Source organism: Rhizobium sp. 57MFTsu3.2, assembly GCF_012932765.1.
Lineage (GTDB): Bacteria > Pseudomonadota > Alphaproteobacteria > Rhizobiales > Rhizobiaceae > Rhizobium > Rhizobium altiplani.
In genome coordinates this window covers 120,955-133,405 of sequence record NZ_JDWI01000014.1, presented here as the reverse complement: position 1 = coordinate 133,405, position 12,451 = coordinate 120,955, and the positions used below count along the sequence as shown (strand labels likewise).

At 57.9% G+C, this 12,451-nt stretch carries 12 protein-coding genes; all 12 read right to left on the bottom strand.

All coding sequences use genetic code 11. The annotated features are described in order from the left end of the window. Window positions 1-11 precede the first annotated feature (11 nt). A complete protein-coding gene (locus tag AF71_RS16665) occupies window positions 12-1,583 on the bottom strand; it encodes a Re/Si-specific NAD(P)(+) transhydrogenase subunit alpha (RefSeq protein ID WP_169682196.1) in 1,572 nt (523 codons plus the stop codon). A 66-nt stretch (window positions 1,584-1,649) separates the two neighbouring features. Further along, the gene (locus AF71_RS16660; RefSeq protein ID WP_169682195.1) at window positions 1,650-2,921 is read right to left on the bottom strand and encodes a hypothetical protein; all 1,272 of its coding nucleotides are present in this window, start codon (window positions 2,919-2,921) and stop codon (window positions 1,650-1,652) included. Continuing rightward, window positions 2,918-3,781 (bottom strand): ABC transporter permease subunit, encoded by an 864-nt coding sequence (locus AF71_RS16655; protein WP_025661366.1) that lies wholly within the window; start codon window positions 3,779-3,781, stop codon window positions 2,918-2,920. Before AF71_RS16655 ends, AF71_RS16660 begins: the two co-directional genes overlap by 4 nt. Before the next feature lie 8 nt (window positions 3,782-3,789). Then, window positions 3,790-4,578 carry an SDR family oxidoreductase gene (locus AF71_RS16650; protein ID WP_025661365.1) on the bottom strand — a complete coding sequence of 263 codons (789 nt, stop codon included), beginning with the start codon at window positions 4,576-4,578 and terminating at the stop codon, window positions 3,790-3,792. 13 nt (window positions 4,579-4,591) lie between these two features. Continuing rightward, entirely contained in the window at window positions 4,592-5,563 is a 972-nt protein-coding gene (locus AF71_RS16645) for an ABC transporter ATP-binding protein (protein WP_025661364.1), read from the bottom strand. 15 nt (window positions 5,564-5,578) lie between these two features. Beyond that, entirely contained in the window at window positions 5,579-5,821 is a 243-nt protein-coding gene (locus tag AF71_RS16640) for a hypothetical protein (protein ID WP_025661363.1), read from the bottom strand. Between the two features lies 1 nt (window position 5,822). After that, window positions 5,823-6,968, bottom strand: a complete 1,146-nt coding sequence (locus AF71_RS16635) for an ABC transporter ATP-binding protein (RefSeq protein ID WP_025661362.1) — start codon at window positions 6,966-6,968, stop codon at window positions 5,823-5,825. A 42-nt stretch (window positions 6,969-7,010) separates the two neighbouring features. After that, window positions 7,011-7,868 (bottom strand): carbohydrate ABC transporter permease, encoded by an 858-nt coding sequence (locus AF71_RS16630; protein WP_025661361.1) that lies wholly within the window; start codon window positions 7,866-7,868, stop codon window positions 7,011-7,013. Window positions 7,869-7,878: 10 nt separating this feature from the next. Beyond that, window positions 7,879-8,844 carry a sugar ABC transporter permease gene (locus AF71_RS16625; RefSeq protein WP_029792453.1) on the bottom strand — a complete coding sequence of 322 codons (966 nt, stop codon included), beginning with the start codon at window positions 8,842-8,844 and terminating at the stop codon, window positions 7,879-7,881. Between the two features lie 104 nt (window positions 8,845-8,948). Continuing rightward, a complete protein-coding gene (locus AF71_RS16620; RefSeq protein ID WP_025661359.1) occupies window positions 8,949-10,373 on the bottom strand; it encodes an extracellular solute-binding protein in 1,425 nt (474 codons plus the stop codon). 48 nt (window positions 10,374-10,421) lie between these two features. Continuing rightward, the gene (locus tag AF71_RS16615; RefSeq protein WP_029792455.1) at window positions 10,422-11,576 is read right to left on the bottom strand and encodes an ABC transporter ATP-binding protein; all 1,155 of its coding nucleotides are present in this window, start codon (window positions 11,574-11,576) and stop codon (window positions 10,422-10,424) included. Between the two features lie 19 nt (window positions 11,577-11,595). After that, entirely contained in the window at window positions 11,596-12,378 is a 783-nt protein-coding gene (locus AF71_RS16610; RefSeq protein WP_029792456.1) for an SDR family oxidoreductase, read from the bottom strand. Window positions 12,379-12,451 lie beyond the last annotated feature (73 nt).

Genomic DNA, 12,451 nt, shown 5'->3' with positions numbered 1-12,451 from the left:
CCCCTACCCGATCAGGATTTCTGAAACATTGCGAGCATGCGTCGCGTCACAAAGAAGCCCCCGACGATGTTGATCGTCGCGACCAATAGTGAAAATGCAGCCAGCGTCTCTACCAGCCAATGTGCGGAACCGATCTGCAGCAGAGCGCCGAGTATGACGATCCCGGAGACTGCGTTGGTCACCGCCATAAGGGGCGTATGCAGAGAGTGGGAGACGTTCCAGATAACCTGAAACCCGACGAAGCATGATAGAGCAAACACAACGAGATGGCTCATGAAGCTGCTCGGTGCGTAGACGCCGACCAGGAGAAGAAGTGCCGTGCCGATCAAAAGAAGGAAGCCCTGGTTGCGGGTCTGTGCTTTGAAGGTGGCGGCATCCCGCGCCTTCTTTTCCTCAAGCGTTGGTTCTTTGACCTTTTCTCTCGGCTTCTGGACGGCGATTGCCTGTACCTTCGGCGGGGGGGGCGGATAGGTGATGTCGCCATCTTTGGTCACAGTCGCTCCACGGATGACGTCGTCATCCATGTTATGAACGACCTTTCCGTCCTTGCCGGGTGTCAGGTCTGCGAGCATGTGTCGAATGTTGTTAGAATAGAGTATGGAAGACTGTGCGGCCATTCGGCTCGGGAAGTCAGTATATCCAATAACGATGACATCATTGTCGGACACGATGCGCCGGTCGGGTATAGTCAGTTCGCAATTTCCACCGCGCTCTGCGGCCAAGTCGACCACAACCGATCCGGGTTTCATCCTCGCCACCATGTCGGCGAGCCAAAGTTTCGGCGCGTCACGACCGGGGATCAGGGCCGTCGTGATGACGATATCCATGTCAGGCGCCAGCTCACGGAATTTCTGAAGTTGCTTCTCGCGGAACTCGGGAGAGGACGGTGCCGCATAGCCACCTGTCGTAGCGCCATCCTGCTGCTCGGCAAAATCGAGATAGACGAATTGCGCACCCATGGATTCGATCTGTTCGGCCACTTCCGGGCGCACATCGAAAGCGAAGGTGATGGCACCGAGCGAAGTCGCCGTGCCGATAGCCGCCAGCCCCGCGACACCGGCACCAACTATCAAAACCTTGGCGGGCGGCACCTTGCCGGCTGCAGTAACCTGACCGGTGAAGAAGCGCCCGAAATTGTTGCTCGCCTCGATCACAGCCCGATACCCGGCGATGTTTGCCATCGACGAAAGGGCATCCATTTTCTGGGCGCGAGATATCCGCGGCACCATATCCATTGCCACGACATTCGCGCCGGATGCACTCGCAGCATCCAGAAGTTCCCTGTTCTGCGCCGGGTATATGAATGAGATCAGTGTCTTGCCTTGAGACAGCTGGCTCACCTCGTCGATCTCGGGTGGTCGTACTTTGCCAATGACGTCAGCAGCCTGGAATACCGCATCTGCACTGGCTAGTACGGTCGCTCCCGCAGAACGGTACGCCTCGTCAGAAATCCCCGATGCCAGTCCAGCCCCTGTTTCGATGAAACACTCGTACCCCAACTTCTGTATAGCCCGCGCAGACTCAGGCGTCATCGCCACGCGCGCTTCATTTTCCGCGCGTTCTTTTAACGCTCCAAATTTCATGATCGTCCTTTCACTAGCGGCTCGACGAGCCAATCTTGACGCTACACCACCAAAGGGTATCGTAGTTCAGTCGACGCTTCGCGATCCTTGGCGTCGTGTAATTCTAAAACCGAGCCAGCCTAAGAAAGGTAGGAGCGCCAACCCTAGGGCGAGCCCGTCGCGACGCGGCTGTACGACTACGATCTCCCGGTTGAAAGTCCGATCGCCATCCACTCCCGAGGTTACGTGGCCGCGCGCGTGTTGTCCGACAGGCGGCACCGTGATCGCAAAGGCTGTAATGTCTTCTTTTTCGGCATTGCGCACCGCCCGCACACGATAGCCGAAACCGGCCCCGCTGGTCTGTTCCACCTTGAGTCTGGAGAGAGCAACTTCGCGTTCGTCCGGTCCAAAACGCGTCTCGACTGCGGTTACCTCGGAAGGCTTGCGACGCACGAAAGTCTGGCGTCCGACCACCGCATCGCTCTGCGGAGAGACAACAGGAATGTATTCGCTCTCGTCGAAACGATCGGCATCGAACAGCGTCAGATAGAAGGTTGACCCTGGGCGCACGAAAATGCGCTGGCTGTCTGTATTCGACGGAATCGGTCTGGTCCAACGTTCTTCCGGAACAACCTCGCCGACGAGTGTCGCGCGTTGTGAGAGATCAAGAACTTGCAAGTGGCGAGCCGTGTCGACGACCGGCTTCCCGGCTTCATAGAGCATCATATCGTATTCGCCCGGGCCGAGCGCAATACGATAGGCCGGAACAGGCTTGGTCACCAATCTCAGATTTGGTTCGGGAAGCGGCTCCGGCGGCTGGATTACCGGAGCCGTTTGCCCCTGCATCCTCGCAGCGCCTGTTTGAACCAATTTTCGTTCGTAGTCACCCCGTCGTTTGGACGCTTCTTCGTAACGGCGGGCGAAGCTGCGTTCCTCTTCCTCGTAGGTATCGAAAGCGGCCGCAGCATCGTCGCCCCAAAGGAGCCTCGCATCACCGTTCACAGCGCCTTTCGGAAAGACGGTGGCGTACGACGCCGGCAAGACGGTTGCGACGAGGCGTCCGTTACGGGTGATACGCAATTCGCCGCCCAGTTCATCTCGCTTGCCATCGAAATCGACGTAGACCTGCCGAGACAGCGGCCAGTAATATTCCCGCGTCTCGACGAAGGTGATGGCGCTGTCGCTGCCGCCCATCAAATGCAAGGTCGACATCTGCGATGGCAGGAACATGTCCTTGAACGCAAATCCATCCCACACCCGCCCGGCGACCACGACCGCATCGCGCCTTTCCGGCTCCATAGCCCGCGATGGCACTGCAACGAGAAGCGCCAGGACACAGAGGTACGAAATGTTTCTCACGCGCGTGCTCCTTTTATGCGAGCAATTAGCCAGGCCGCAGCGAAAAGAAGGAGTGTAAGCCCGAGCGACGACATCGATTGTCCGATCGCAGGAACGTCCTGATGCATCGCATTATCCACGAGCAAAGCGATCCCCGAGACCGGCGACAAGGGTCTCACAAATGGAGCCGCAGCCTCCAACGCAGCCCGCAAATAAAGCGCGAAGAGGCTCATCTCGTCGACGGTCATCGCTCGCAAGAGACCGAAAACCGCCTCATAAAGGCAGAGACCGCAAAGAACTGACAGATACATGACCACCGCCATGCGAACGGTACCGGCCAAAACCGAAACGACTAAACCCGTCGCCATCACCGGCAACACGAACGCCATATTTCCCAGAACCGGTAGCAAAATTTCCGGTCCGATCATCGCGTCGCCAAGCGGTTGCGCAATCAACAGGTAGGCCACGTAGATTGCGCCAAGAGCCCCTAGAACAGCGACTTCTGCAAGGAATTTCGCTACGAGTAGATCCAGCCACGAGACAGGGCCCGCGCGCAAAACTTCTAACGTTCCATGTTCACGTTCCCAACTGATCCCACAAGCCAGGCGTAGTCCCAGAACGAGTCCGAGAAACCCGACAATCGTCGTGTTCAGGCCCAAGAGCGGATCGGCCGTGACGACGACCGATTCCGTCTGAAACGTCTGCTGAAAGCCGCCGCCGTAGCTATACGCCATTAGCCCCAGAAGGCTCGCCACCATCCAGAACCAAAGAGAACTGAATTTCGACATTACCTCTCGACGCGCAAGCAAGATAGTGCGCCGAATTCGACCCGGGGGATCGAGGGAAATGCCGATGAAAACGGGGGGAACGTGTTCCATCATAGGTCCGGTCACATGACAGTTCGGATCAGACCGCCATCGATACGAAGGGCCGCACCGTTGACGATACCCGTACGAACGGATCCTAGAAACGTGACGAAATCGGCCACTTCTTGTGGCTTCGAGAGCCGCTGGATCAGCGACGTCGGCCTATTATCGGAGACGAACCTGCGCTCCGCCTCCTCCTTCGGCAAATCTGGATACAGGCCGGCGATCAGTGCCGCGACCCCTTCGGTGCTGCAGGGCCCCGGCAATACTGAATTTACGGTGACATTGGTTCCTTTGGTCGTTTCGGCAAGGTTGCGAGCGAGCGAAAGCTGCATCGTCTTTGTGGCACTGTAGGCAGGCATTTCGGGGGCGGGATTGATACCGGATTCGCTCGCCATAAAGATCACTCGCCCGCTATCACGGGCGAGCATTTTCGGCAAATAATGCCGAGCCAAACGCACGCCACTCATGACATTGACCTCGATCAGCTCGTACCAGCGATCGTCTCCAGCCTTGTAAATGTCAACAGCCTCGTAGATGCCGAGATTGGCGACGAGCACGTCTACGTCCGGGCAATTCTCGATTAGCGTTTCGCAGCCCTCCCGGGTCCCGGAATTGCCGACAGCACCTTCCAGTTGAGCGTCCGGAAACTCGGCGCGAATGCGTGCGATCGCTTTGTCGACGGTTTCGCGGCCACGCCCGTTGACGACGACCGTAGCTCCCTCCCCGGCCATCGCACGTGCGATGGCAAATCCGAGCCCTCCCGTCGATGCCGTTACGAGGCAGCGCCGATTTCTATATCCAAGGTCCATTGAACTTACTCCTTCATATTGTGTCCAACGGTGGGTGCCGTGGGGCATCCTCGCGCGTCAGGCTGATAAACACGTCTTCCAGCGACGGCGCCTCGTCGGTGAGCGACAGGACCGTCAGCCCAAAGGCCGTCAGCGCCCTGGCAGCGTCCGCTCGTGCAGCGCGCCGATCGGCCGGTACGCCGACAAGGGCAAACTTCAAACGATTTTCGCCGACCGCTCTCAACTCGGCGAACCGTTCGCTGGCCTGTATCGCTGAAAGGGCGATACTTGCGGGCTCGAACAATTCCGCTTCGAACACATTTCTACCTAATCGCTGCGGAACGATGTCTTGCGGACTACCAGAAGCGATCACCTCACCGCCACGCATGAAGACGACGCTATCGCAGACGCGCTCCATCTCCGCCAGTTGATGCGACGAGAAGAGCAGCGTGACACCTTGCGCCTTCATCTCGCGAAAGACTGTGCGCATATCGGCCACGCCACGCGGATCGAGACCGAGCGTGGGCTCGTCGAGCATCAGGAACTCCGGGCGATGGAGCATCACCCGAGCGAGACAGGCACGCTGTTGCATTCCCCGTGAGAAGGTGCCCAGCGGTCGCATGGCGGCGGAAGTCAGACCGACACGCTCCAACGTCTCCTCGACGCGCTTGCCAGCGTCGGGCACGCCATAGAGATCGGCAAAGAAGCGGAGGTAAGCGCGCGCGCTCATCTCCGGATAGACCCGTGGCTTCTCCTGCAGAAAGCCGACGCGCAATCGCGTTGCCGCAAGTCTGCTGCCGTCGCGCTGGCCCAAAAGCTCGATCGTTCCGGCGTCTTGCTTCACCAGTCCCATGATGGCGCCCATCACCGTCGTTTTGCCCGCGCCGTTCGGTCCGAGAAACCCCGTGATCTCACCGCGCCGTACGGAGAATGTCGCGCCCTTGACGGCACGCTTCGCGCCGAAAGAAACCGTCAGCCCGGAAACTGAGAGAGCTTGGTTGGTCACGGCACTCTGTCCCTCTCAGTAGGCCATCGGCAACATATAGAGCCGAGCGAGATTGATGACGATCATCGTAACGCCGGCGGCGAGCAGAAACTCCATCGGCCAGGCGAGGATTTTTACCCGGTCGTTCCACAGCTTCATCGCGATGATGACGACAACGGCGACGAGCGAAGCGGGCCAGTGGGAAACGCCGCCAGCAATGACCGAGCACGATCCAAGCAACAGGGCCATGATTATGAACAGCACGAATGGGGACTTCATCTCAGTTCTCCGTCGTATCGGGCCGGCTCGCCAGCGCCTGAGCAATCGTCCGCCCCGAGCCGGGTTCGAAAAGATAGATCCAATTCGGGTCGAACCCCGCGTAGAGGCGACTGCCGTCTTGCTTGGAGAGCCCGGCAGTCTCGGTAGTGGACGAGCGAGTGGTAATCGTAACGTCACCACATTGGAGCACGTATAGGTTTTCCGCCCCCGTCGGCTCGAATGAGAAGAGTTCGGCCGGGATGGCGCAAGCCGCGTCGGCCTTTTCACTGACGCTGATGTTTTCCGGGCGGACGCCCAGCCGCAAGGGCGAGTCGAGCCTTTTTTCCAATCCCCAGCGCCGCACCCAATCCTGCTGGAGCGGAATATTGAAATCACGCGTTTTGGCGATGATCGAACCGTTCTCGTTGACCAAAGTCACATCGAAAACATTCATTTGCGGCTCGCCGACAAAAGTTGCGACGAACTCGGTCGCCGGCCGCTCGAAAATTTCGCGCGGCGTAGCGAACTGCAGCATCTCGCCATTCTTCATGACGATGATACGATCCGCCATGGTCATGGCCTCGAGTTGGTCATGAGTGACGAAAATCGTCGTTACCCCGACGCTCTTTTGAATGTGACGCAACTCGGCGCGCATCTGCCCGCGTAATTGTGCATCAAGATGTGACATCGGCTCGTCCATCAAAAAGACGTCGGCGTCGCGCACCAGCATGCGGGCGATCGCGACACGTTGCAATTGACCTGCCGAGAGCTGATCCGGCTTCCGTTGGAGAACATCGGTAATTTGCATCGTGTGCGCCACGGCTTTGACCTTGGCATCAATTTCTTTACGCCCGAACCGCCTGACTTCCAGGGGATAGGCGATGTTTCCGAAAACCGTCAGGTGCCGGTAAAGACCGTAGTCCTGGAACACCATGCCGACATTGCGATGTCTGGGTCGGAGAAAAGTGACGTTGCGCTCGCCGATCGCGATTCGGCCGCTGCTCGGCATTTCCAAACCCGCGATCATCCGCAGCGTCGTCGTCTTTCCACACCCGGACGGACCAAGAAGGAAGACGAATTCACCGTCCTTGACCTTGATGTTGACGTCCGTCACTGCGCGAAACGCGCCGAATTGCTTTATCAGGCTGTCGATCTGAATTTCAGCCATGGCGATTTTCCATTTCCTGGTTCGTGCAGTTGTTGGAGAAAATCATTTGCGTACCACCCCTTGTGACAGGCCACTGATGAATTGGCGTTGCAAAAGCAGCACGAAAAGGATGATAGGCGCGGTAATCAGCACCACGGCGGCGCCGAGTACGTTCCAGCGGATATCTGCTCCAATGGAGTATGCCATTACCGCAGGAGGCATGGTCTTGGCATTGTTGCTCGTCAGGAAGGTGGCGAAGGCGAATTCGTTCCAGGAGAGGATCATGACGAAGATCGCCGTCGCTGTGATTGAAGGCATCATCACCGGCAGTGTCACCTTGCGGAAGGCGGCAAACCACGTGTCGCCGTCGACCATCGCCGATTCTTCGTACCTGCGCGGGATGTCTCGGAAATAGCCGGTGAGCATCCAAACCACGAATGGCAACTGCATCGCGGTATAGAGGATGATGAGGCCGATCAAACTGTCGAGCAGCCCGACTGTCTGAAAGATCACGAAGATCGGTATCAGGACGGCGACGGGCGGCATCATGCGGTTGGTCAGAACCCAGAAGGATACGTCGTCACGACCTACGAACTCGTAACGCGCCAGCGCATATGCGCAGAACATTCCGATCGTGACTGACAAGAAGGTAGACGAGAACGAAACGATGACGCTGTTGAAGAAGTTCTTCAGGATTCCCTTGTCGACTATCAGAAACTGGAAAGCTTCCAGCGACGGTGTAAACAGCCATTGCGGCGTTGGGGCTGAGGCGCTGGCCCCATCCATGAATCCTGTGAGCACGACCCAAAGGTAGGGAAGGACGTTGAGAGCACAGACGACCGCTAGAAGCAGGTAGACCCACCAGTTCCGCTGGCGAGGTGGCACCGCCGGAGACTCAATAGAATAAGACAATTTTCTCATCTGGCCCTCCTTATTCGGCCACTTCGGTCTTCGAGCGGAAGACGCGGATGAACACGAAGCTCATGACGACGATGATCATCATCATGATCAGCGAGAGAGCGGCTGCCTTGGAGGCATCGAAGAATTCCAACCCCGTTTTGGTAAGAAAGACGTTGAGCGTGGTGGTCGCGTTGCCTGGACCGCCTCGCGTCATGATCACGATCAACTCGTAAGTTCGGAAGGCGTCCATGGTGCGAATAATCACCGCGATCAATATCGCTGGTCGCAACAAGGGCATCGTGATCGTCCAAAAGACGCGCCACGAGCCGGCGCCGTCGATTTCGGCAGCTTCGTAGGGCTGACGCGGAATAGACGCGAGGCCCGCCGACAGCATTAGAAACATGAAGGGCGTCCATTCCCAGACGTCGACGAAGACCAGCGTCTGAAAAGCGATTGTTGGATTTGAGAGAAAGGGAATTTCGCCCAGGCCGAGCGCTCGTGTGATGCCCCCAACGTAGTAGGTGACCAAGCCAGCGCCCGGATAAAACATGTACCGCCAGATCAAAGCCGCGACGAGGGGTGGCAGGATCATCGGAATTAGGATGAAGACACGCATCAGTGCGATCCCGCGCAACTGACGCTGGAACAGGAGCGCAAGGCCTAGCCCGAGCCAGAATTGGATGAAGACCGCCTCGACTGTAAAGATCAACGTCTTTCGCAGCGCATGCCAGAATTCCGGATCCTGTACGACTGCCTGGTATTGATAAAGGCCAACGAAGAAACGCGGAATATACGGTTTCGACAGGATGAAGTTGTGCCCGGCGATGTAAAGTGAATAGAGGAATGGGAAAATGCCGATGGCGAACAGTATGATCAGCGTCGGTGCCATGAGCACCCATGGAAAGACCTTCCGGTTCGAAGGGCCGAAACCGGAAAGGAAACTCCGCTCCCCGAAGGTGATGGGCGCAGCTGTTGTGGTGTTTTCCGAGATCGACATTGTCTCAGTCCCTTTGAGTTGCGATTGAGGGAACCGACACGTCCCAGGAAGGAGGACGTGTCGGCGTGCGTGTCCGACACTCGGCCGGACTACGCGTCAGTTCGTTAATTCCACTTTGACGGCATGCGGTCGTAGTAGCTGAGATCACGCCACAGTTGTTTCGGCAGGTCGGAGCGACCGGGGATGTAGTAGCCACCCTTGCGCATCGCTTCTGTCATCCGCTTTTCCATATTGGCGGCTGCGGTCTTGCTGTCGATCTCGCCGATCCAGACGCGGTTGCCTTCTTCGCCCATGACGTCGGACATTTCCGCCCATTCCGGCACGCGAATGCGTTCGTCTGGATTGGTTTCCTTCAGCATGAAGTCGTATACGCCCGGCCACCACGGCTGATACTTGGCGAGCGTCTCGCTCTTGTAAGTCGAGTGGCGCGATGGACCTGCACCGTACTGGGTAGCTCGCTCCTGCACGTCTTTGGAGGTCAGCCACTGGATGAAGGTCCAAGTTGCTTCCTTGTTCTGGGAATCTTTGGAAAGACCCAGTGACCATGCGCCGAACCAAGGATCGATTACACCGTTCGGACCCGCTGGCGTATGCAAATGCACGTTCTTTCCAGCGACTTTCGCTTGGGTCTGAGAGTCCTCGAAGAACCCCTTGATGAAGTCTTGGTAGTTCCAGGTGCCAAAGGCGTTACCCCCCTGGTAAACCGCCGTCGCTTCGCCGATGCCCCAGTTCGCACTATCCGCCGGCATGAACTGCTTCAGACTGACGAAGTAGTCGATCGATGCGACGGTTCGCTCGTTGTTGATCGTAACCTTCCAGTCCTTATCGACATATTCGTCGCCCTTGGTCTGCGGCGTCTGGAAAGCGTAAAGGTAAGGAAGATAAGTCACCCCCCAGAACCAGCGGCCGGGGATGTTTGCGAAGCCGATCATGTTACTTTCGGGCTTGTGAACCTTTTTGGCTGCGTCGAACATGTACTGCGTGTTGAATTCCGGCGAGAAACGCTCCGGAAGTTTGAAGCCAGCCTTCTCGGCGACATCCGCACGGAAAGTCGTGCCAACCGGGCCGGCGCCAATCGGTATCGTGTAGAGCGTGTCGTTAAAGACTCCGGTACCGCTTATTACACGCGGCAAGAAGTCGTCGATGTCGTAGTCGGCGTCTGTCAGGTCCGGGTTCTTGACATAAGACATCAACGGCTCAAGGAAGCCGGCGGCCGCGTATTCAGCCAACCACATGACGTCAACTGCAAAAATATCGTAAGTTCCTGTCCCTTGCTGCATTTCGACGAGGGACTTCTGACGATAGTTCTCGAACGGAATTTCGTCGATCACCACTTTGATCCCGTATTTCTGCTCGAACTCGGGAATGAATTTTTCCAATGCCGCAAATTGCGGCATCGACGGGGCAAGGAAATGCACAGTCTTGCCCGCGAGGGCTTTCTGCGCTTCGGTTTGCGCTTCGGCCGGCAGGGTCTGCAGCCAGAGGGCAAGACCCGCCGCCATAGCGACGGTCAATTTCATCACTCTCATTCTCTCCTCCTGATTTTGATGTTGCATGCGCTTCGCCGTCACGCCGCCTCAGGCATGTGCCGGCGCTTTCTGCCTCTGCGTGAAGCGCGCCTGGCGCACTGTGCGCCCGGTCGTCTTATCGAAAAGGTAGATGAAGTTCGGATCGATCTTGAACGACACGGGGGCGCCGATCGTGCTTGGATGGCCCTGGGCGGCGTCGACGGAAGTCATGGCCCTGATGACGTGGCCAGCCGTATCGATGTCGAAAACAACACGTGATCCGAGGGTCTCAACAGCGAAGAGTTTGCCGTTGACTTTGCAGTGATGGTCTGTCTCTGGCTCACATAGAGAGAGATGCTGGGGCCGGAAACCGATAAGGTATTCACTGCCCGCGCGTAGGGGATCGCCTTCGGCCATCCAGTTGCGGTCGACCTCGATCCAAGCGTCTCCAACCCGCAGACGATAGTACCCTGAATCATCCGAGATCGTTGCAGGAATGACGTTCATTGGCGGCTCGCCGATGAAGGTTGCCGCAAAGAGTGTATCGGGCAGATCGAAGAGCGTTTGCGGCGCTGCGATCTGCTCGATCCGGCCCTTGTTGATCAGCACGATGCGATCCGCCATGGTCATGGCCTCGAGCTGGTCATGCGAGACATAAAGCATTGTCGCGCGGAAATCGCGCTGCAATCGCTTGAATTCGACCCGCATGCGAGCCCGCAGCTGCGCGTCGAGATGAGATATGGGCTCGTCCAAAAGAAAAACGTCGGCATCGCGCACCAGCGCCCGGCCAATTGCCACACGCTGCTGCTGGCCGCCCGACAATTCGTTGGGGCGGCGTTCCAGCAATTTTTCGATCTGCAGCGTCTCGGCGACGCCGGAAATGTGGCGGACGATCGCGGACTCGGCCATTTTGCGAATTCGCAAGGGATAGGCAAGGTTCTCGAAAACTGTCAGATGCGGAAAGAGCGAGTGCTTGTCGTAGACCATCGCTAGGTTGCGCTCACGCGGTGTCCAGCGGGTCACATCACGGCCGCCGATCATAATGCGGCCGGCGGTCGCTTCCTCGAGACCCGCGACGAGCCGCAGGGTCGTGGTCTTCCCCGCGCCTGAGGGCCCGAGCAGAAAAACCGCTTCACGGTCCGCGACGTCCAGCGTGATCCCGTTTAGCGCGGTGAAGCCGCCTTTGAAGGTTTTCGCGAGGTTTTCGATTTGAAGGTCAGCCATAGTCGTTTCCGGTTCGAAATCAGAGAATTGCGCGGATCGTCCCGCCCTCGGCCCGCATCGCCATGCCGTTGAGAGCGGGAGATGCGGCGAGATGAACGACGCTTGCCGCAACCTCTTCAGGTGCAATCATTCGACGGATGAGCGATGTGGGCTCCGTTTTGTCGAAATAGGCGGCGACGACCTCTGCACGAGTAATACCCTCATCGCGGGCGATTTCCTCGTGATAGCGGCGCACGGCGGTCGTGTCGGTCGGCCCTGGGAGGATGGTGTTCACCCGCACCCTGGTGCCGCGTGTCAACTCCGAGAGCGCGCGTGAAACACCGAGCAGACAGGCCTTCATCGCTCCATAGTGTGGCATCCACGCCTGTGGCTTCACCGCGCTCTCGCTGCTAATGAAAACAATCGACCCTTCGCCACGCTCCAGCATATCCTTGAGAACGAGGCGCGACATGCGTACGCCGGTCATGACATTGACGTCGAAAAAGCGAAACCAATCCTCATCACGCGTTTCGAAGAACGGACGTACTTCGAATATGCCCACCGAATTGATAAGGAAATCGATAGGCGCCTCCGCCCGGGCGAACTCGGCAAGGCGCTTGTCTTCGCCAGCTGCGGTGAGGTCGCAAGCGATACCGCGAGTGCCCGGCCCAAGCTGCGCGACAGCTGCGCTCACATCTGCCTGCGAGAGACCGGTGATTGTCGCCTTCGCACCCTCGGCAATGAAAGCCGCGGCAACTGCGAGACCGATGCCCGTAGCACCGCCCGTCACCAATACGTGCTTGCCTGCCAGACCGTAATCCATCGTCAATACCTCCCGTGACATGCGTAGCGTGTTAGCTCCCGTGTGCCGCCCCTCCAGGCGCTACACACGTTTC

Coding starts and splice junctions, on each gene's coding strand:
- AF71_RS16610 (WP_029792456.1), bottom strand. CDS start 12,378: ATGGATTACGGTCTGGCAGGCAAGCACGTATTGGTGACGGGCGGTGCT.
- AF71_RS16630 (WP_025661361.1), bottom strand. CDS start 7,868: ATGAGAAAATTGTCTTATTCTATTGAGTCTCCGGCGGTGCCACCTCGC.
- AF71_RS16615 (WP_029792455.1), bottom strand. CDS start 11,576: ATGGCTGACCTTCAAATCGAAAACCTCGCGAAAACCTTCAAAGGCGGC.
- AF71_RS16620 (WP_025661359.1), bottom strand. CDS start 10,373: ATGAGAGTGATGAAATTGACCGTCGCTATGGCGGCGGGTCTTGCCCTC.
- AF71_RS16665 (WP_169682196.1), bottom strand. CDS start 1,583: ATGAAATTTGGAGCGTTAAAAGAACGCGCGGAAAATGAAGCGCGCGTG.
- AF71_RS16625 (WP_029792453.1), bottom strand. CDS start 8,844: ATGTCGATCTCGGAAAACACCACAACAGCTGCGCCCATCACCTTCGGG.
- AF71_RS16650 (WP_025661365.1), bottom strand. CDS start 4,578: ATGGACCTTGGATATAGAAATCGGCGCTGCCTCGTAACGGCATCGACG.
- AF71_RS16635 (WP_025661362.1), bottom strand. CDS start 6,968: ATGGCTGAAATTCAGATCGACAGCCTGATAAAGCAATTCGGCGCGTTT.
- AF71_RS16655 (WP_025661366.1), bottom strand. CDS start 3,781: ATGATGGAACACGTTCCCCCCGTTTTCATCGGCATTTCCCTCGATCCC.
- AF71_RS16640 (WP_025661363.1), bottom strand. CDS start 5,821: ATGAAGTCCCCATTCGTGCTGTTCATAATCATGGCCCTGTTGCTTGGA.